15 protein-coding genes are annotated in these 20,261 nt (G+C 62.2%); 7 read left to right on the top strand and 8 right to left on the bottom strand.

Annotated features, from left to right (window positions below; genetic code table 11):
* The 5 genes from ACR65W_RS19070 to ACR65W_RS19050 form a co-directional block, all read right to left on the bottom strand.
* Nucleotides 1–393 (bottom strand): GTP-binding protein (locus ACR65W_RS19070; RefSeq protein ID WP_434503004.1); only part of this gene is annotated, 393 nt, incomplete at its 3' end.
* Nucleotides 393–1,295: a sulfate adenylyltransferase subunit CysD gene (cysD, locus tag ACR65W_RS19065; protein ID WP_434498774.1), complete on the bottom strand. Its 903-nt coding sequence runs from the start codon at nucleotides 1,293–1,295 to the stop codon at nucleotides 393–395. The genes ACR65W_RS19070 and cysD, both read right to left, overlap by 1 nt.
* Before the next feature lie 330 nt (nucleotides 1,296–1,625).
* The gene (locus ACR65W_RS19060; protein ID WP_434498773.1) at nucleotides 1,626–4,709 is read right to left on the bottom strand and encodes an efflux RND transporter permease subunit; all 3,084 of its coding nucleotides are present in this window, start codon (nucleotides 4,707–4,709) and stop codon (nucleotides 1,626–1,628) included.
* 16 nt (nucleotides 4,710–4,725) lie between these two features.
* Nucleotides 4,726–5,868, bottom strand: a complete 1,143-nt coding sequence (locus ACR65W_RS19055) for an efflux RND transporter periplasmic adaptor subunit (RefSeq protein ID WP_434498844.1) — start codon at nucleotides 5,866–5,868, stop codon at nucleotides 4,726–4,728.
* Between the two features lie 28 nt (nucleotides 5,869–5,896).
* Nucleotides 5,897–7,480, bottom strand: a complete 1,584-nt coding sequence (locus ACR65W_RS19050; protein WP_434498772.1) for an efflux transporter outer membrane subunit — start codon at nucleotides 7,478–7,480, stop codon at nucleotides 5,897–5,899.
* A 381-nt stretch (nucleotides 7,481–7,861) separates the two neighbouring features.
* Here ACR65W_RS19050 and ACR65W_RS19045 point away from each other — a divergent pair, with 381 nt between their 5' ends.
* Nucleotides 7,862–8,554, top strand: coding sequence for a TetR/AcrR family transcriptional regulator (locus tag ACR65W_RS19045; protein WP_434498771.1), 693 nt, complete (start codon nucleotides 7,862–7,864; stop codon nucleotides 8,552–8,554).
* A gap of 305 nt (nucleotides 8,555–8,859) precedes the next feature.
* Here ACR65W_RS19045 and ACR65W_RS19040 read toward each other — a convergent pair whose 3' ends face one another.
* Nucleotides 8,860–9,111, bottom strand: coding sequence for a hypothetical protein (locus ACR65W_RS19040; RefSeq protein WP_434498769.1), 252 nt, complete (start codon nucleotides 9,109–9,111; stop codon nucleotides 8,860–8,862).
* On the opposite strand from ACR65W_RS19040, the gene kdpA reads away from it, so the two are divergent.
* From kdpA to ACR65W_RS19015, 5 genes are read left to right on the top strand one after another with little or no spacing between them, the layout of a single operon-like run.
* Nucleotides 9,101–10,810, top strand: a complete 1,710-nt coding sequence (gene kdpA / locus ACR65W_RS19035) for a potassium-transporting ATPase subunit KdpA (RefSeq protein WP_434498768.1) — start codon at nucleotides 9,101–9,103, stop codon at nucleotides 10,808–10,810. The two genes, ACR65W_RS19040 and kdpA, sit on opposite strands and share 11 nt — an antisense overlap.
* Nucleotides 10,811–10,822: 12 nt before the next feature.
* Nucleotides 10,823–12,889, top strand: a complete 2,067-nt coding sequence (gene kdpB / locus ACR65W_RS19030) for a potassium-transporting ATPase subunit KdpB (RefSeq protein WP_434498767.1) — start codon at nucleotides 10,823–10,825, stop codon at nucleotides 12,887–12,889.
* Nucleotides 12,890–12,900: 11 nt separating this feature from the next.
* The gene (gene kdpC / locus ACR65W_RS19025; RefSeq protein ID WP_434498766.1) at nucleotides 12,901–13,500 is read left to right on the top strand and encodes a potassium-transporting ATPase subunit KdpC; all 600 of its coding nucleotides are present in this window, start codon (nucleotides 12,901–12,903) and stop codon (nucleotides 13,498–13,500) included.
* Nucleotides 13,501–13,527: 27 nt separating this feature from the next.
* The gene (locus ACR65W_RS19020) at nucleotides 13,528–16,227 is read left to right on the top strand and encodes a DUF4118 domain-containing protein (protein ID WP_434498765.1); all 2,700 of its coding nucleotides are present in this window, start codon (nucleotides 13,528–13,530) and stop codon (nucleotides 16,225–16,227) included.
* Nucleotides 16,224–16,913, top strand: a complete 690-nt coding sequence (locus tag ACR65W_RS19015; protein WP_434498764.1) for a response regulator — start codon at nucleotides 16,224–16,226, stop codon at nucleotides 16,911–16,913. Before ACR65W_RS19020 ends, ACR65W_RS19015 begins: the two co-directional genes overlap by 4 nt.
* Nucleotides 16,914–17,002: 89 nt before the next feature.
* On the opposite strand, the gene ACR65W_RS19010 is transcribed toward ACR65W_RS19015, so the two are convergent.
* Nucleotides 17,003–17,410, bottom strand: a complete 408-nt coding sequence (locus tag ACR65W_RS19010; RefSeq protein ID WP_434498763.1) for a hypothetical protein — start codon at nucleotides 17,408–17,410, stop codon at nucleotides 17,003–17,005.
* A gap of 133 nt (nucleotides 17,411–17,543) precedes the next feature.
* The gene (locus ACR65W_RS19005; protein WP_434498762.1) at nucleotides 17,544–17,720 is read right to left on the bottom strand and encodes a hypothetical protein; all 177 of its coding nucleotides are present in this window, start codon (nucleotides 17,718–17,720) and stop codon (nucleotides 17,544–17,546) included.
* A gap of 408 nt (nucleotides 17,721–18,128) precedes the next feature.
* Here ACR65W_RS19005 and ACR65W_RS19000 point away from each other — a divergent pair, with 408 nt between their 5' ends.
* The gene (locus ACR65W_RS19000) at nucleotides 18,129–20,135 is read left to right on the top strand and encodes a hypothetical protein (RefSeq protein WP_434498761.1); all 2,007 of its coding nucleotides are present in this window, start codon (nucleotides 18,129–18,131) and stop codon (nucleotides 20,133–20,135) included.
* Nucleotides 20,136–20,261 lie beyond the last annotated feature (126 nt).

The raw sequence follows: 20,261 nt of genomic DNA, 5'->3' as shown, positions 1-20,261 counted from the left end.
TATGGCCAACTCGGCGTTTGACGCTCCCGTCGCCATGTTGCGCGTATATTGCTCATGGCCGGGCGCGTCGGCCAACATGAACGAACGGGCGGGCGTGGAGAAATAGCGGTAGGCGACATCGATCGTGATGCCTTGCTCGCGCTCGGCCTCAAGTCCGTCGACCAGCAAGGCGAAATCAATCTCCTCGCCCAAAACGCCATGCCGTAGCGAGTCGCTGCGCAGAGCGGCAAGTTGATCGTCGAAGATCAGCTGACGTTCATAGAGCAGACGCCCGACGAGCGTTGACTTGCCGTCGTCGACCGATCCGCAGGTCAAGACCCGCAAAGTGGGTCGCGGCGGGTTCGGCTGGGCTTTTGAGAGGATTTCCGCATCTGCGATAAACGGGGCGGTCATCAGAAATAGCCCTCACGCTTCTTTCGCTCCATGGACGCAGACTCATCAAAATCAATCAGCCTGCCCTGACGTTCAGAGGTCGAGGCATGTCGCATTTCCGCGATGATCGCCTCCAGCGTGTCCGCCTCGGATTCAATGGCGCCCGTCAGCGGGTAGCAGCCCAGCGTCCGAAAGCGCACGCGCCGCGTTTCAACCACTTCATCCGGCGCCAGCGGAAACCGTTCGTCGTCGACCATGATGTAAGCGCCGTTGCGGCGGACGATCGGCCGTTCCTTTGCGAGATAAAGAGGCACGACCGGGATGTTTTCCGCGGCGATGTAATCCCAGACGTCGGTCTCGGTCCAATTCGACAGCGGAAAGATTCGCATGGTCTCGCCGGCGCCGAGGCGCGTGTTGAATATCCGCCAAAGTTCGGGGCGCTGAGTCTTAGGATCCCAACCGTGAGAAGCAGTTCGATGCGAGAAGATTCGCTCCTTCGCCCGACTTTTCTCCTCGTCGCGGCGCGCGCCGCCGAACGCCGCATCAAATCCTCCTTCGTTCAGCGCCTGCCTGAGCGCCTCGGTTTTCATTGCTTGCGTGTATGCGGACGAGGAGCATGTGAAAGGCGAGACGCCGCGCTTTCGCCCGTCTTCATTTGTGTGAACGATCAAATCCATTTCGACGCGCGCCGCGGTTTGATCGCGGAACGTAATCATTTCGCGAAACTTCCACCTGGTGTCGACATGCAACAGCGGGAAGGGCGGCTTGGCTGGGTAGAAGGCCTTGAGCGCGAGATGCAACATCACGCTCGAATCCTTGCCGACGGAATAGAGCATCACCGGACGCCGGAACTCGGCCACGGCTTCCCGCAAAATGAAAACCGCATCGGCTTCGAGCCGGCGCAGATGGGGCGTGAGGGGCATTCTTCCTCAAAAATTAGGAAATCAACTCATAAGGTTCATCGTCAAAGGAGTCGAAAATGTGATATACTGTGTTTCGTACAGGACTCGCTTGAATTGCCTCAACGGCCGTCTACCTCGGTGGATGCGGAACTTAGAGAAGTTAACCGCTCCGCCTAGGCGGCATCCATGAGACGAAGTGAATCATAATTTGCGTGATTTGAGGCGCCCAAAAATACCCGCAACCGCAATTTTTTCGACCCAGAACATTGCGCCAGATCGGCCACAAAGATCAGGGCTCCCAAGCCCCGCGAACAACGCGTCATGGATCGGCATTAACAACGATCTCCGCACTTATGAATGCGCTGGCGACACAAGATCGAGCGCGGCCTTCTTGCGTGACCCCGAATGGTCCGCCGCGAGGACGAGATAGACCGCGGGCAGAACAAACAGCGTGAACAAGGTGCCGATGGAAAGGCCCGAGGCGATCACCAGACCCATGTTGAAGCGCGACGCCGCGCCCGCGCCCGCCGCCATGATGAGCGGGAAGACGCCGAGCACCATCGCCGCGGTGGTCATAAGGATCGGACGCAGGCGAATGGACGTGGCCTCCAGGATCGCTTCCCGCTTCGACATGCCGCCGTGTTGCAATTCATTGGCGAACTCCACGATCAGAATGCCGTGTTTGCTGATCAGCCCCATCAACGTCACGAGGCCAACCTGGGTGTAAATATTGATGCTCGCGCCGCCAAAGCCGAGCATGATGAACACCAGCGCGCCGGCGATCGACATTGGGACGGATACGAGAATGATCAGAGGATCGCGGTAGCTCTCGAATTGCGCGGCCAGCGCCAGAAAGATGATGATGAGGGCGAAGCCAAACGTAACCGCGAAGCCGCTCGACTCCTGAATGAACTGACGCGAGGGTCCGGCATAGTCGATCGTATAGGTCGAGGGCAATACTTGGCGCGCGACCTCTTTCAGCGTGTCGAGCGCCTCGCCGGCGATGACGCCAGGCGCGGCAACGCCAGAAATCGTCACCGAATTGATCTGCTGGAAATGATTGAGCGACTCGGGAACGATGGCGGTTTCGAGCTTGGCGACGGTCGAAAGCGGCGCCAAGGAGCCGTTCGCCGTCTTGATGTAATAATTCAAGATCTGATCCGGGTTCAGTCGAAACCGTTGGGCGACCTGCGGAATAACTTTGTACGAACGGCCGGCGAGTCCGAAATATTGCGTATAGCCGCCGCTTAGCGCGGTGGTGAGCGCGCCGCCGACGTCGATCATTCTCAGGCCGAGTTGCGCGGTCTTTTCGCGGTCGATGACAAGCGACAACTGCGGCTGATCAATCTTGAGATCGGTGTCGAGGAACATGAACTTTCCCGTCGCCAGAGCTTTCGACAGCAATTCGCGGGAGATGCCGTCCATCTTCTCGAAAGGGTCGGTGCTCTGGAAGACGAATTGAATCGGCAAGCCCATCGAGCCGGGGAGCGGCGGCGGCTGGAAGGCGACGAAGCGCACGCCCGCAACGGCGCTCAGCTCCTGCTGGAGCATATGCTGCAAGTCCTCCGCCCCGACCTTGCGCTCATCCGCCGGCTTGAGCACGACGCCGGACAGATTCGCCGCCGGCGAATTGATCTGAAACACGCTGTCAGTCTCTGGATGCTTGGCGATGATTTTATATGCCTGATCGGCGTAGTACAGCTTTTGTTGGAGAGTGGCGTTGGGCGCCGGCGTCGCCTGCGCCAGAATGATGCCCTGATCCTCGTTTGGCGCGAGTTCGCTCTTGGCGCTGGCGTAGAGCCAATAGATGCTCGAAAGCACCAGCCCGCCGAAGACGAGCGTCACCGGGACGTAATTGAGGGAGGCGTCCAGCAGGCGGTGATAGCGATCCCGGACGGCGTCCATCCGCGCATCGATGTAGCCGACGATGCGGGACTCAAGCGTCTCCTCGCCTCGCTTCGGGGGCTTGAGCGCCAATGCGCAGCTGACCGGCGACAAAGTGAGCGCGACAATGCCCGACACTGTGACCGCCGCCGCCAGAGTGAAAGCGAATTCGACGAAGAGCGCGCCGGTGAGGCCGCCCTGGAAGCCGATCGGCACATAGACGGCGATCAGCACGATCGTCATGGCGATGATCGGCCCGGCGAGTTCACGCGCCGCCAGCAGCGCGGCGTCGACAGGCGTCAGGCCTTCGCCGAGATGCCGGTTCACATTTTCGACGACAATGATGGCGTCGTCGACCACGAGGCCGATCGCCAGCACCAGCGCCAGAAGCGTCAGCAGATTGATCGAGAAGCCGAAAGCGAGGAGAAAAGTCAGCGAGCCGATGAGCGAAAGCGGGATCGCCATGATCGGGATCAGCACCGAGCGCCATGACCCCAAAAACACGAAGACGACGGCGGTGACGATGAGGACCGCTTCGATCAGCGTGTGAATCACCTCGTCGATGGAGCTGTTCACGAAATTCGTCGTGTCATAGACGATCTCGCTATTCAAGCCTTGGGGCAGCGCTTTCACGATGTCGGGATAGGCGTCTTTGACGCCTTTGACGACATCAAGCAGATTCGCGTTCGGCGCCACGAGAATGCCGATATATACCGCCTGCTTGCCGTCGAACGAGACCGAGGATTCATAGTCGTCCGCGCCGAGCGTGACATTGGCGACGTCCCTCAGCTTCACATTGGCGCCGTTGACCTGCTTGACGACGAGATTGCGAAACTCTTCGAGCGAATGAAGCGAGGTCGCCGCTGAGAGATTGACCTGCACCCACTGGCCCTTGGTCGAGCCGAGGCCGGCGATATAATCGTTGCTCTGGAGAGAGACGGCGACTTCGCCCGCCGTGAGCCCATAGGCGGCGAGCTTGACAGGATCAAGCCAGGCCCTGAGCGCGAAAGTCTTGCCGCCGATGAGTTCCGCCGTCTGCACGCCCGGCACGGATTGCAGGCGCGGCTGCACGACGCGAATGAGATAATCCGTCACCTGACTCGGCGTCAGCATGTCGCTGTTGAAGCCGATATACATCGCGTCGGTCGTCTGGCCGATCTTGACGGTAATGACGGGACGCTGCACGCCCTGCGGCAATTGGTTGAGCACCGAATCGACCTTGGTGCTGATCTCGGTCAGCGCCTTGCCGGAATCGTAATTGAGCCGCAGATTGGCGGTGATCGTGCTCACGCCGATCTGGCTTGCCGAGGTGAGATAGTCGATGCCGTTCGCCTGCGCGACGGCGTTTTCGAGCGGCGTCGTGACGAAACCGGCGACGGTCGCCGGATCGGCGCCAAAATAGTACGTCATCACCGTGACAACGGCGTTTTGCGTGCGCGGATATTGCAGCACGGGCAAAGTCGCCAGCGATCTGAGGCCAAGCACCAGGATTAGCAGGCTCACCACGCTGGCGAGCACCGGGCGGCGCACGAAAATGTCAGTGAAACGCATCTTGCGAAATCTCCGTTCACTGATCCACGGGCTTGGGATCGGCGTCGACCGGCGGCGGCGGCTCTTGCGAAATGGCGAGCGGCGCGCCGTTGCGCAGCTTGACCTGACCGGCCGTGACGACCATCGCGCCTTCGGGCACGCCTTCGAGCACCGAGACTTCGTCGCCGCGCGCCTCGCCGAGCCGAACGAAGGCCTGGTGCGCGACGAGCCCGGAGCCTTGCGGCGCCTTCTTATCGGCGCTCTCCTCGCTTTTTTGCGCAAGGAACACCGAATTGCCGAAAGGCGCATAGACGATCGCCGTTTGCGGCAGCGTGATGAGGCGTTGGGGCTTGCCGGTCGCGATTTCCACTGAAGCAAACATGCCGGGCCGCAGCTTGCGTTCGGCATTGGCGAGGCTCGCGCGAATCTGCACGTTGCGGCTCGCGAGATCCACCTTGGAGCTGATGGCGTCGATCTTGCCCGTAAAGCTCTGGCCGGGAAAGGCGTCGACCGTCGCGGCGATCGTTTGTCCGACCGAGACGCCATTCAAGTCCTGCTGAGGCAGGACAAAGTCGAGATAAATCGGATCGAGCGCCTGCAAGGTCACGATCACCGTTCCGGCGCCGATATATTGGCCAAGATCAATCTGGCGGATGCCGAGCCTTCCGGCGAAGGGCGCGAGCAGGGTCTTCTGCGCGATCACCGCCTCCTGCTGCACGACTTGGGCGTTGGCGCTTCGCAGATTGGCGATGTCCGAATCCACTGTCGCTTGGCTCACGGCCTTGATTTTGAGTTGCGACTGGTCGCGGCGCAGGTTGATGGCGTTGAGCTCCGCCGTGGCTTTCAAGGCTTCGAGCTGGGCGTTGTCCGTATCCTTGCGCAGCTCGAGGAGAATCTTCCCCGCCTCGACGTCCTGGCCCGATTGGAAATGGATCTTCTCAACGATGCCGGAGGTTTCGAGCGCGAGGTCCGCGCCATTGACGGCGCGGAACGTGCCGATCGCTGAAAACTTGGGGCGCCATTCCCGATAGGCGGCCGTCGTCACCGACACGGTCTGCGGCGGATTGGCCATGGAGGCGAGGAACCGCCCGATCATCATCGAGCGGAAGCTGACGAAGCCGTAAAGGGCTGCGAACACGAGGGCGACGCTCGCCAGCATGATCATCATGGGCTTGAACATCGATCCGAGACGGTCTTGCAAAAGCGTGTTAACGGGCACGGGAGCGTTCCTCAGCCTCGGCGCGAATGGCCGCCGCGATCGGCAGGGTTGAAATGAGGTCGGTGGGTTTGGGAAGCGACGCCGGCGTCTCGTCGATGCGATTCCACCAACCGCCGCCGAGCGCCTGCATCAGCGCCGCCGTGTCGGAGAAGCGCGCGGCCTGCGCCTGGACGCGATTGAGACGGGCGTTGAGCAGGGTCTGCGCGGCGTTGAGCACCGTCGGATAGGTGGTCGAGCCGGCCGAATATTGGGCTTGCGAGATATCCAGGCTTTCGGCGGCGGCCTTTTCCGCCGCAACCTGTGCGCGCAGCGTCTCCGCGTCATGCTTGATCGCCTGCAAGGCGTTGGCGACGTTTTGGAAGGCGCTGATCACGGTCGCGCGATATTGCGCTTCCGCCTGTTCGAGCGCGGCGAGCTTCGCCTCGCGCTGATGGAACAATCTGCCGGCGTCGAACGCCTGGCCGGAGAGCTGCGTCGCAAGATTGTAGACCGAGGTCTGCGGCAAGAATAATTGCGAGAAATTCGAAGCCTGACTGCCGCCATTGCCCGTCAGCGTGAGCTGCGGCAGCATATTTGCCGTGGCGACGCCCACATTGGCGCTTGCCTGATGCAACTGCGCCTCCGCCGAAAGCACGTCGGGACGCTGGCGCACCAGATTGGACGGCAGGCTTAACGGCAGATCGCGCGGCAGATGCAGATGCTCGATGTCGATCGCCTCGCCCTTGTCGTCATTGGGAAAGCGGCCGAGATAGGCCATGAGCTGATTGCGCGTCTGCGCCCGCGCCTTTTCGAGCGGCGGCAGCGTCGCTTGCGCCTGGGCGACGAGCGCCTTTTCCGAGACGACGTCGGCCGCGCTCACGGCGCCGAGTTCGAAGCGCTTCTGCAGAATATCGAGTTGCTTTTGATAGGCGGCGATGAGATCGCGCGTGACCTTGATCTGAGACGCATACAAGGAATCGGTGATCGCCGCCGTCACGACATTGGCGGTGAGCGCGAGATAGGTCGCCTCGAGCTGGTATCGCTGATATTCGGCCGCGGCGACATCGCTCTCGACCGTACGCATCGTCTTGCCGAAGACGTCGGGCGTGAACGACACGGCGGCATTCGAATTATGGAGCGTATAGATGAACGCCGTCGGTCCGCTCGACGAGGAGCTTTGCGAGAGGCCGCCGAATTGCGCCGTCGTCGTTTGCGTGCGCGCCACGCTCTGGGTCAGAGTGGCCGACGGAAAGAAGGAGCCCACATCGGCTTCCGTGGTCTCCCGCGCCTGGCGAAGCGCCGCTTCCGCGGCTGCGATGTTCGGATGATTGTTCACCGCCTCGGTCACGAGCGCCGAAATCTGCTTCGAGCGGAACAGTCGCCACCATTCCCCCGGAATGTCGCGGCCAGGAACGAGCCTTTGTGCGCCGCCGCCCGCGATGGCCGCCGATTGGGTGATGTTGGAAGGCTTGCCCACCGCGTAGCCCGCGCCCAAGGGCGCATCGGGCGCGGCAAAGTCGGGGCCCACGGTGCAGCCGGAAAGCATCGCGGCAAGCAGAAGCCCCAGCGCCGCCGCCCTGCCCTTTGAGCTCATCAATGTCCCTCGGCGTCGATCGCTCTGGGCGATGTTTCGCGCCTTCGGGCTTTCCAGCCGAACAGCGGGGCGATCCCCCACAAGCGTTTTGAGCAACGGCCGGAATATTTGAGGCGCCCTCCGTCGCATATCGGACCCAGGTTAAACTGAACGGTTCAGTTTTATGCTTGCCCTTCGGCGCCTGTCAACGCTAAAATTGAACTGGGTCGTTTAGTTTGAAACTTTTCAAAAGTGGGTCGATAGATACGTCACGCCACCGGCTTTGCCGATTTAGCCTCGGTGGAGGCGTGGGGAATGAGCGCATGGCGCGCGGGGGCAGAGCCTTGAAGCAAGAGTCGGCGGCGTCGCCGGTATGAAGACTGAAATCGAGGAACCCGCGCCATGAAGAGCCCGACGACGGATCATGCGACGGCGGCAGAATCGACAGAGGCGCATGTTGCGGGACGGAAAGAATGTTCCGTGATCGCCGCCGCGCGAAAATTATTCCTCGAACAGGGTTTCGCCGAGACGAGCATGGACGCGATAGCGCGGTCCGCTTGCGTGTCGAAGGCGACGCTTTACGCTTACTTTCCCAGTAAGGAAGCTTTGTTCGCCCATTTGATCGAAGCGGAATGCCGCCTGAAAACGAGCAGGCTGCAGATGCCAAATCTCGATATCGGCCTTGTCGAGGCGCTTCGAAGCTTCGCGCGTCAATTTGTCGAGGTGTATATGACGCCGGAGTCGATGGCGTTTTTTCAGGCGATTTCCAGTGAGCGCATGCGCTTTCCGCAGCTCTGCAAGCTCTTCTTTGAAAGTGGGCCGAAAAACGAGCTCATGCGCGTCGCGGCGTTGCTCGAAGAGGCCAAAGACCGCGGCCTCCTGACGTTCTCAGACGCGACTGAAGCCGCTAGCCATTTTTTGAGTCTTGTCCGCGGGGACCTACCGCTTCACACGGCGCTCGGTCTCGAACCGAGAACCGAAGCCTCCGTTGACGCGATGGTCGACGCCGGAATCGATGCTTTTCTGAGAGCATACAGGCGCGAGGAAACTTCGCGCTTTGATTCGAAATGTCGCAACAGGACCGCTTCAAACTAATTTACGATGCGAATATCGCTTGATCGCCACCTAATGCATCCATTTGCTTGCCACCCTAGGCGACCCGCGAGCGAGCGTCCTGTGAGCGGCCTCGACCGACCGAAATCCTAATAGCGCCTTTACATCATTCCCGCGCAAATTGCGGTTCGTCATTCTCGTTTGGTGAAGACCGAAGCGACAACGCGACATTAAAGCGAGATGCGCTCATGCCTCTATCTCTCATTGGCCTCGGCGTCGCGGCCTTTATCTTTGTGATCGCGAACAATCTGTTTCACGAGATGCGCGCGCGGCGTGCGCGCATTGATTCACGGCGCCGGTGAGCGCGGAGAAGACACATGCTCGATATTCTGTACGTTGGCCTCGGTCTTTTCCTGTTTGCGATCGTCGGCGCCTATGCGCGGGCCTGCGGGCGCCTTTAGGAGCACCGCATGTTTGAACCTGTCATCGGACTGATCGTCGCCGTTCCTCTTGGCGCCTATCTCGCCTATACGCTGCTCCATCCGGAAAAATTCTAAAGGGAGGCTCGGCGCATGCCGGGCGTTCGCCATGACGTCCATTGGGCTGGCGCAAATCGCCATCGTCCTGCTTGCCGTTATTGTCGCGGCTGTTCCGCTCGGCAATTACATAGCCGCCGTCTTAGCGGGCGAGCGCAGCCTGCTCTCTCCCGCGCTCTCACCCATTGAGCGCGTCTTCTACAGACTCGCCGGCGTTGATCCTGCGCGGGAGCAAAACTGGCTTGCCTACACGATGGCGATGCTGGCCTTCAGTGCGATCGGCTTTGTTTCGCTTTACGCGCTGCAACGATTGCAGGCCTATCTGCCGCTCAATCCTCAGGGCTTTAGCGGAGTTCCCGCCGACCTTGCCTTCAACACGTCGATGAGCTTCGTCACCAACACCAATTGGCAAAACTACGGCGGCGAGTCGACGATGAGCCACCTGACGCAAATGCTCGGCCTCACCGTGCACAATTTCGTATCCGCCGCCACCGGCCTTGCGATGGCGTTTGCGCTGGTGCGCGGTTTCTCGCGCGCCGAATCGTCGACAATCGGCAATTTCTGGGTCGACCTCACCCGTTCGACGCTTTACGTGCTCCTGCCGCTCTCGATCGTCGTCGCGCTCGCCCTGGTCGCTCTCGGCGTGCCGCAAACGCTTCAAGGATCGATCGAAGCGACGACGCTTGAGGGCGCCAAGCAGACGCTGGCCATAGGCCCGGTCGCCAGCCAAGAGGCGATCAAGGAACTCGGAACCAATGGCGGCGGCTTCTTCAACGCCAATTCCGCCCATCCTTTCGAGAATCCGAATGCGCTTTCCAACATGCTGGAAATCTGGGCTCTGCTCGTCATCCCCTTCGCCACGGCCTTCGCCTTCGGACGTGCGGTCTTTGACTATCGACAAGGTCGCGCGATCGCCATCACCATGATGATCGTGCTCGTCGCGGGCGTATCCGTCGCTTACTGGGCCGAGGCAGGCGGCAATCCGTTGCTGACCGATATCGGCGTCGATCCGGCGCCCGGCAATATGGAAGGCAAGGAGGTCCGCTTCGGCCCTGCGATGAGCGCGCTATTCGCCACGTCGACCACGGGCACGAGCTGCGGCGCGGTCAACTCGATGCATGACTCCTTCATGCCGCTCGGCGGTCTCGTGCCCCTGTTCAACATGCTGATGGGCAGCATCGCGCCGGGCGGCGTCGGCGCCGGGCTCTACGGCTTTCTGGTGTTGGCGATCATCGCCGTTTTCATCGCCGGGCTTATGGTCGGCCGCACGCCGGAATACCTCGGCAAGAAGATCGAGACGCGCGAGATGAAGCTCGCGATGCTGGCGGTGCTGATCTATCCGCTCAGCGTGCTTGTCTTCACCGGCGTTTCAGTCATGCTTCAGACCGGCCTCGCCAGTCTGAACAACGCCGGCCCGCACGGGCTTTCCGAAATCCTTTACGCATTCGCTTCAGCGACGGATAACAACGGATCGGCTTTCGCAGGACTGACGGGCAATACGCCTTGGTACAACACGACGCTCGGCGTCGCGATGCTGCTCGGACGCTTCGCCTTCGTCATTCCCGTGTTGGCGATCGCCGGCGCGTTCGCGGCGAAAAAGAAGGGCGCCGCCTCGGTGGGAACCTTCCCGACGCATGGACCCCTCTTCATCGGCCTTCTGCTCGGCGTCATCGTCGTCCTGTATCTGCTGCAATATTTTCCCGCGCTCGCGCTCGGCCCGATCGTCGAACACTTCGCGCTGCTTGCCGGAAAAACCTTCTAAGGAGCATGTCAGATGTCGCATAAGGTCGCCGCTCCCGGTCTATTCGACGCCGCGATCACGAAGCGCGCCGCCGTCGACGCCTTCAAGAAGCTCGATCCGAGGCGCCTCGCCCGCAATCCCGTGATCTTCGTCACGGAAATCGTGTCGGCGGTGGTCACGGCGTTCTTTGTGCGCGATCTCATTGCGCAGAACGGCGCCGCCTTTTTCTCGGGGCAGATCGCCGCCTGGCTGTGGTTCACCGTGCTCTTCGCCAATTTCGCCGAAGCGGTGGCGGAGGGACGCGGCAAGGCGCAAGCGGACGCTTTGCGCAGGACGCGTAGCGATTCACGCGCCAAGCGGCTGATCGATCCGCAAAACAAGAGCGGGACAAAGGACGTCTATGAAGGCGTGTCGGCGCTCGATCTGAAGCCCGGCGATCTGGTGCTGGTCGAAGCGGGCGAGCTCATCCCCGGCGACGGCGAAGTGATCGAAGGCGTCGCCTCGGTCAACGAGTCGGCGATCACCGGCGAGTCCGCGCCGGTCATCCGCGAGGCGGGCGGCGACCGTTCCGCCGTTACCGGCGGCACGACGGTTCTCTCCGACTGGATCAAGGTCAAGATCACCGCGGCACCCGGTTCGACCTTTATCGATCGGATGATCGCGCTCGTCGAAGGCGCGCAGCGGCAGAAAACGCCGAACGAACTGGCGCTGTCGATTCTCCTGTCCGGGCTGACCATCATATTTCTCATCGTCTGCGTGACGCTTTGGCCGCTTGCGATCTACTCCGGCGCGGCGATTTCGGTCACCGTGCTGATCGCGCTGCTCGTCTGTCTGATCCCGACGACGATCGGCGGACTCCTGTCGGCGATCGGTATCGCCGGCATGGACAGGCTGATCCGCTTCAATGTCATCGCCACCTCGGGTCGCGCCGTGGAGGCGGCGGGCGACGTCGACACGCTGCTGCTCGACAAGACGGGCACCATCACCTTCGGCAATCGCATGGCCGACGAGTTCGTTCCGGTCGAAGGCGTTTCGGAACATGCTTTCGTCGAAGCGGCGCTGCTGGCCTCGCTCGCGGATGAAACGCCCGAAGGCAGGTCGATCGTCGCTCTGGCCAAGACCGTTCTTGGCTCAACGAGCATTTTTGGCTCTTCGACGCCAAACCTCGGCGCGGACGCGCAGATCGTCCCCTTTTCGGCGCACACGCGCATTTCCGGCGTTGATCTTCCCGGCCGGACGCTGCGCAAAGGCGCCGTCGACGCGGTCGCGGCGCATGCTAAGTCCGTTCCCGCTGATTTCGAGGGCGCTGTCGAGCGCATCTCGCGTTGGGGCGGCACGCCCCTCGCCGTGTCGGAAAACGGCAGGCTGCTCGGCGTCATTCATCTCAAAGACATCATCAAGCCCGACATAAAATCGCGCTTCGCCGCCTTGCGCGCGATGGGCGTCAAAACCGTGATGGTCACCGGCGACAATCCAATCACCGCCGCGGCGATCGCCGGAGAAGCGGGAGTCGACGACTTCATCGCGCAAGCCAAGCCCGAGGACAAACTCGCCTATATCCGTAAGGAGCAGCAGGGCGGCCGCCTGATCGCCATGTGCGGCGACGGCACCAATGACGCGCCGGCGCTCGCTCAGGCGGATGTCGGCGTCGCCATGCAGACCGGCACGCAGGCGGCGCGCGAGGCCGGCAATATGGTCGACCTCGACAGCGATCCGACAAAGCTCATCGAAATCGTCGCGATCGGCAAACAGCTGCTGATGACGCGCGGCTCGCTGACCACCTTCTCAATCGCCAATGACGTCGCCAAATATTTCGCGATCATCCCGGCGCTGTTTGTCGTCGCCTATCCGGAACTGGAGGCGATCAACATCATGAAGCTCGCCTCGCCGCAGTCGGCCATCCTCTCGGCGGTGATCTTCAACGCGCTCATCATTATCGCGCTCATCCCGCTCGCGCTGAAGGGCGTCCCCTACCGGCCCGTGGGCGCCGCCGCCTTGTTGCGGCGAAATCTGCTGATCTATGGGCTTGGTGGGCTCGTCGCGCCGTTCATCGGCATCAAGCTCATCGATCTCGCCGTCTCGGCCATTCATCTCGCATAAGGAGCTCTCAGATGCTCTCCCAACTTCGTCCGGCGATCGTCATGATCGTTCTTTTCACGGGGCTCACCGGAGTCGTCTATCCGCTCGCGATCACCGGAGTTGCGCAACTCGCCCTGCCGACGCAGGCGAATGGAAGCCTGATCGAACGCGACGGAACAGTGATCGGCTCGGCGCTGATCGGACAGAATTTTGCCTCCGATCGCTATTTTCACGGCCGGCCTTCGGCAACGACAGGCCCCGACCCCGCCGATCCTTCCAAGACCGTCGACGCGCCCTACAACGCGGCGAACTCGATGGGCTCCAATCTCGGGCCGACGTCGAAAAAGCTCGTCGACCGCGTCAATGCGGCGATCGAGGCGGAATTTTCCGCCGGCCGAATTGACGTCGTCGCCGCCGACGCCGCAACGACATCCGCCTCCGGCCTTGATCCGCATATTTCGCCGCAGTTCGCGCTGGCGCAGGCGGCAGCCGTCGCCAGGGCGCGCAATCTCAGCGAGTCGCAAGTGCGCGCCGCCGTCGACGCGAATGTCGAAGGGCGCGGTCTTGGCGTGATCGGCGAGCCGCGCGTAAATGTGCTCTTGCTGAATTTGGCTCTTGATCGCTTACAATAGAGGTGATGCTCCAGAAGGTAGACGTCTTTGGCCCGCGATGACGGAGACTTCGACCGCCGACCTGATCCGGACGCGCTCCTTGCCCTGAGCGACAAGGAAGGCAAGGGAAAGCTGCGCGTATTTCTCGGCGCCGCGCCGGGCGTCGGCAAGACCTATGCGATGCTGGCGCGCGCCCAAACGGCGAAGGCTGAGGGCGTCGATATCCTCATCGGCCTGGCCGAAACCCACGGGCGCGCCGAAACGCAGGCGCTCCTTACAGGTCTCGAGACGCTACCGCGTCGCACATGCGACTATCGCGGCCGGATCATCGAGGAATTCGACATCGACGCGGCGCTGGCGCGAAAGCCTCAGCTCGTTCTCGTCGACGAACTCGCGCACACCAATGCGCCTGACAGCCGCCATCCCAAACGCTGGCAGGATGTCGAGGAGCTGCTCGACGCCGGCATCGACGTCTGGACGACGCTCAATGTCCAGCATCTTGAAAGCCTCGCCGACGTCGTGTCGCGCGTCACCGGCGTCGCGGTGCGCGAGACCGTGCCGGATCGCGTGCTGCAGAACGCCAATGACGTCATCCTTGTCGACATCACGCCGGAAGAACTGCTCCAGCGGCTGAAGGAGGGCAAGGTCTATGTTCCCGAGACCGCGAGACGCGCGACGCAGAATTTCTTCACGCCGCGCAATCTCACGGCGCTGCGCGAACTCGCGCTGCGTCGAACCGCGGAACGCGTCGACGACCAGATGGTCGACTTCCTTCGGCAAGGAGCGATCGAAGGCCCCTGGGCGACGGCGGAACGCTTGCTCGTCTGCGTCGGCCGTGATGCAGACTCCGAGGCGGTAGTTCGCGCCGGCGCGCGCCTCGCCACCGCGCTCAACGCGACATGGATCGCGCTTTATGTCGAGCGCGCCGGCCAGGAGGAACCATCCGCCGAGGTCGTGAGACATGTCGATCAGTCGCTGCGGCTCGCTGAGCGGCTCGGCGCCGAAGTCGCGCGCGTCTCTGGAAACGATCTCGTGGCGGAAACGCTGCGTTTCGCACGACGCGAGAATATCACGCAGATCGTCATCGGCCGTTCGCGCGCGCGGCCTTTTTCGCGACTGCTGCGGCGTTCGCTGACCGACGAAATTCTTCGGCGATCGACCGATATCGCGGTTCATGTCGTCGTGCAGGAGGACAGCCCGCCTCCAAACGGACAGGTTCGGACATTGCCGACCCTGTCACAGACTTGGCTTGGCTTCGGCGGCGCCGCGCTCTCCGTCACAATCACGGTCCTCGTCGGATATGGCCTCGAGCGCTGGCTCGGCCTCGTCAATCCAACGGTCATCTTCCTGCTTCCCGTCGTGCTTTGCGCCGTTTGGCTGGGAATGTGGTCCGCGATCATCGCCGCGGTTCTGTCCTTTTTCGCCTGCGACTTCTTCTTTTTCGATCCGCGCTATGAAATGACGATCTCGCAGCCGCAGGAATTTCTTTCGCTCCTCGTCGCGCTGGCGGTCGCCGTCATCACGGGAATGCTCGCGAGCAAAATGCGCGACTATGCGCGAAGCATGCGCCAGCGATCGCAGGCCGTGCAGTCGCTCTTTGAATTCTCTCGCAAGCTCTCCACGATTACGACCCTCGACGACATTCTCTGGGCGTCCGCGCTGCAAATCCAGAAAGCCGGCGACGCGTCCTGCGTGATGATGCTGATCCCTGAAGACGGCGGCTTAAAAGTGTCGGCGGCCTGGCCGCCGGTCGATCAGATGGACGCCGGCGAACTTGCGGCCGCCCGTTGGGCGCTCGAAAAATCCGAGCCCGCCGGATGGCGGACGGATACGCTGCCCAATGTACGCTTCCAATTCCGGCCGCTGGCGACGGCGCGCGGCGTCGTCGCCGTTTGCGGGATTGAGCCCAAGACGCCCGAGGAGCCGCTTTCCGCAGCCGCGGAAAGCACGATTTCTTCACTGATTGAACAGACCGCGATCGCGATCGACCGTTCGATGCTCGTCGGCGAATCTGTCAAGGCGGCGGCCCTCGAGGAAAATGAAAAATTGCGAACGATCCTGCTCTCCGCCCTGTCGCATGATCTGCGCACGCCGCTGACCTCGATCACCGGCGCGGTGACGAGCCTGCGCGAACTTGACGAGAAGCTTCCGCTGGAGGATCGCAAAGACCTTCTGTTGTCGATTGAAGAAGAGGCCGGGCGCCTGTCGCGCTTCATCGCCAATATGCTCGACATGTCGCGCATCGAGTCGGGCGCGGTGGCGCCGCGCAGCGATCTCGTCGATGTGGCGGAGGTGATCCGCAGCGTCCTCGAAAGAGCCAAGAGAAGTTTTCCAGGCAAGGATACTTCGATCAGCATCGCGCCCGACCTTCCGCCTATTCGCGGCGACGCCAATCTTCTCGGACAGGTTCTCTTCAATCTGATCGACAATGCGCATAAATATGGCGGACCTTCCGGCGCGATCATTCACGCCCGGCGCGAAGGCGGCGACGTCGTCATCACCGTGACCGACGAGGGGCCCGGCGTGAAAGCGGCCGACATCGAGCGCATTTTCGAGAAATTTTATCGCAGCGGGCGTGTTGACGGCCGCAAGGCCGGCACTGGCCTCGGCCTCTCGATCTGCCGCGGTCTGGTCAGGGCCATGGGCGGAACCATCGTCGCGCAAAGCCCTGCCGCCCGCCGTCGAGGCACGAGACTCATCATGCGTTTTCCCGCCGCGGGCGAATCGAAGCGGGGCGTGGCGGCATGAGCGGCGCGCGCGTCCTCGTCGTCGACGACGAACCTCAAATACAGCGCGTCTTGCGGCCTTCGCTGACGGCGAGCGGCTACGAGGTGCGCGAAGCGGCGACCGGCCGCGAGGCGCTGGCGGCTGTAGGCGAATATTCGCCCGAACTCATCATCCTCGATCTTGGCCTTCCGGACATGGACGGCAAGGAAGTGCTGCGAAAGCTGCGAATCCTTACGCGAACGCCGGTGATCGTTCTCTCGGCGCGCGACCGCGAATCCGAAAAGATCGCGGCGCTCGACCTCGGCGCGGATGATTACGTCGAGAAGCCATTCGCGATGGGAGAGCTGCTGGCGCGCATGCGCACGGCCTTACGTCATTCACAGGATACGGTTTTGGAGTCGGAACGCGTTGCGGTCGACGGGCTTGTCGTGAATTTGCATAAGCGCATGGTGACGAAAAATGGCGCGCCGGTGAAACTGACGCCGAAGGAATTCGATCTTCTGGCCTTTCTCACGCGACATTCGGGCCGACCGTTGACGCACCGGGAAATCCTCAAGACCGTTTGGGGGCCCGCGCATCAGAACGACAGTCAATATTTACGCGTCTTCATTGGCCAGCTACGGGCGAAGATAGAGGAGAACGCCGCGACGCCCAAAATCATCGTGACCGAACCCGGCGTCGGCTACCGATGTATCGAGTCCGAGTGAGAGGGACTTATCCTGTAACCGTGTCACGCTGCGTTTCAATGCAAGACTCCAGCTTCATCAAATTCATAGGCTTTATCAGGGGTAGTGTCCTAATTTGAGGGAATGTTAAATGGATTGAAGTAAATGAAAAAACCGCCAGCAGCGACCATACAGATCAACATGAGTGCCTCAGCCAAAATTGCCACACATTTTGGAGGAGGCGCAGGATGATTTTCGAACTCAAACTCTGATAATTTTTGACGATATCCCCACCATCCGGCCGTAGCGCGCCAAATCATCGCCCCCGTCACTACAATTAACAACACAATCAACGCGTTTGAAGCGCGCTCGTAAGCCATTCGTCCTGCAGGAGTTAAATCTTGTATACTCAGCCAAATTGAGCCGCCTACAATGGCGGAAAACAGCTGAAGAAATAGCCTCAATGCGTCACGTCCGCGATCTAGGCGATCCTTGAGCATCGAACCAACAAATTCATATTGTTTCTCATCGCTAATCATTTTCCTACCTCACAAATTGCTGCCTTTTCTCCGCGACAATCGCGGCCCTCACCGCGTCCCGCGGCGATCTAATCCCACCCAAGTGAAGCACGGCATAGAACCGGCGCTTGTTACTTCCCTCAATTGGCGACGATCACGCATAGGCGCGCGTGGTCTTGGGGTTGCCCTCTATGTCGAAAACCTCGACAACGCCTTCCCATACGGTTTGGCCTTCGAAAGTCTCTTTAAGGGGGACGGACTCGACATGCGTCGCGATGCCGCCATGTTGGGATTCGATTGCCTCAATAAGCGCCTCTCGTTCCGAAATCATTCATTTGTATCCCCAATCTCAGTGTCAATATCAACTCCGACAGGCTGCATTAAGCGAGTGGTTATGTTTCTACCAACCGTATAGCAATAGATTGCGTGAGAATTATACCAAGTTTGCGCCCGTCTAATGTCACATCTTTACTTATCGTCTTCGTCGTAAAAAACGCCTCTCTAATTGTAGAGTGCCGCTGTAAAAGGTGGCGAGCCTTATTGCGAAGGCGGCGGGTGTCACGCAAGCGCTTACGCTGACTCTGTGGCGGAACAACGTCATGGCGCTGCATAAGAATGTCGCGCGGCCGCGCGCGCGATGGCGCTGAATTGCGCGATTGCCGCGCGCGCGGATATGCTTCCCCAGACTTCAGCTTCGCATGGCTACGGCGCCATGCCTCACGCTCGGGCGCGGCCGTCAATGTGGAGAGAGCAGTTCGACTATTACTGGGATGGGCGGCGCCGGCTGGCCATCGGCTGGTTCGAGGGCGCCGAACGCGCGGCGGTCCGGCCGGAACTCACGGTCGTCTCGGCGCGCGACGAGCGCTTTTCAAGCGCGCCCACGCTCGTCGACGTCATCGGCGCCGCGCGCTGGCGCGCTCGCATCATTATCGTTGATGTGCCGCCTGAGCATCGATTCGTACGACTGACCGCCGGCGACGGCGCCGAACTCATTCTGGCGCTTTCCGCGGAACGCGAGCTGCCGCAGGGCGGCGACTGGCGTCTGCTCCTGACGTTGCTGCCGGACGCCGGCGGCGCCGACCCCGTCGCCTTTCGGCTGGCGGCGTTTCCGGCGCGGGGCGACGTCGAACGGCTGTCGCGCGAGCAGACCGCGGCGGCCGGCGCGCGATTGGTATGGGCGATCGGCCAGCGCCGCGTCGTCGAACGCGCCGACAACGCCGTCGTCATCCGCCTCGCGCCGGCGCGCCGCATCTTCCCGGCCTATCAAAGCCGACTCGTCCTGGAGGCGGCGCCGTTCGAATCGTCGGCGGCCGCCGACGCGCGCGAGGCGCCCTTCGCCATCATGGAGCATTGGCTGCGCGAATCCGGCGCGCCGCGCATTATCCTTCGCCTGCGAATTCCCGATTCGATCGAAGAGAGCGCCACGCTGCTGGGCCGATGCAGCGTCGCGCTGGCGATGAACCAGCGCCGGCGGCTGAAAGGCTGGACGCTCGAGCAGCGATCGGCGGGAGAACCCGCCGTGGATCCGCTCACCTTCGACGACCTGCGGCAGGCGACGGGCGATCCGCATGAACATCCCGACGCGGCGGAAACGGCGGAGCCGGTTGTCGTCGGCAATCTTTTGGCGCTGCTTGTCGATCCTGACGAGGCGGAGGTCGACGGAATCGCTTTGCGTCGCAGCCGCGAGAAAGCCGCGCCCGGCATGGGCGAAACCGTGGAAATCGAATTTTACGGCGCGGCCCTTGGCGATGACGTCGGCCTTGTCTGCCCCGCCGCGGCGCCCGGCGATCTCGGGGTCGCCCCGGTCGATCCAGGCGGCCCCGCCTTCGCGCGGCTTTTTCGCGTTGAAGGCGACGGACTTGCGCCGCGCCGCGCGACGGATGACGATGGACTTCTCGACGACCTCATGCGCCGCGCCGCCGACGCCGCGCGCGCCGCGACCGGCGCAGCCGCCCGCGCCGTGGCCGAACGCGCCGCCGGTCTGAAGGGCCGGCGCGACAAGTTTGTCGCTTCGCTGAACGGCGCTCTGGCGCGCGCGGAAGTCGCTGCGCGTTTCGAGCCGCCGGGCCTGTGGGATGCGCTCGAACCCTTGGCGCAAGCGAGCTTCGCCGCGCTCGTTATCGGCGAGGCGGGGCCGGCCCGCGCGCGCCTGCAGCAGCTCGGCGGCTATGGCGCCTTCTGCGCCGATCCCGCGCTTGCGGCGGGGATTGCGGAAGGCGGCGAATTTGCGCAGTCCGCGCGCCTTTCCGCCGAAGCCGCGCCAGCGCGCAGCGCGCCTTCCCTGCTTGCCCGCTATCTCGACGCGTGCGGCGCCCAAGGCATGGCGCCGGCTGGCGTTGACGCCACGCAGGAAGCGCGGCTCATGCGCGCGCTCTTGAAGGAGCCGGACGTCGCCGCGTTGCGCGAGGCGCGCGTCGCTCTGGCGATCGACGACGGCGTCCGGCGCGAAGCGGGGAAGGCGGCGCGACTCATCGTCGACGCCGCCGCGGTCGAGCGGGCGTGCGCGCATTTCACGGAAGCTGGCGCGAGGGACGCCGCCGACATGCTCAACGCCTATCTTGACGTACGGCGCGCCGGCGGCTGGACGCCGCCGCACGAAGCGCCGACTCTCGCCGCGCTCGTCGCGCGCGCCGGCGTCGAACTCGACGCCGCGCGGCGCGAAGCCGAAAGCCTCGCGCAGGCGCCGCCGGCTCAGGAACGGTCGAAGGGATTATTTGCTGCGATGCGCGGTATATTTGGACGCTGATGGCCAAGGCCACGCGGCTTGCGGCCGTTCACCCGGACAATCGCTGGAGAACGCTGTCTCCGCTCTCTCGTCAGAGCCGCTCAATCAAGTTGCCTCCCCGCTCGCTTGCAAAGCCGCGAAAGCGAC

Source organism: Methylocystis sp. (assembly GCF_051062815.1).
Classification (GTDB): domain Bacteria; phylum Pseudomonadota; class Alphaproteobacteria; order Rhizobiales; family Beijerinckiaceae; genus Methylocystis.
The sequence above is the reverse complement of the archived record's forward strand: the minus strand, read 5'-3'. Positions and strand labels throughout refer to the sequence as shown.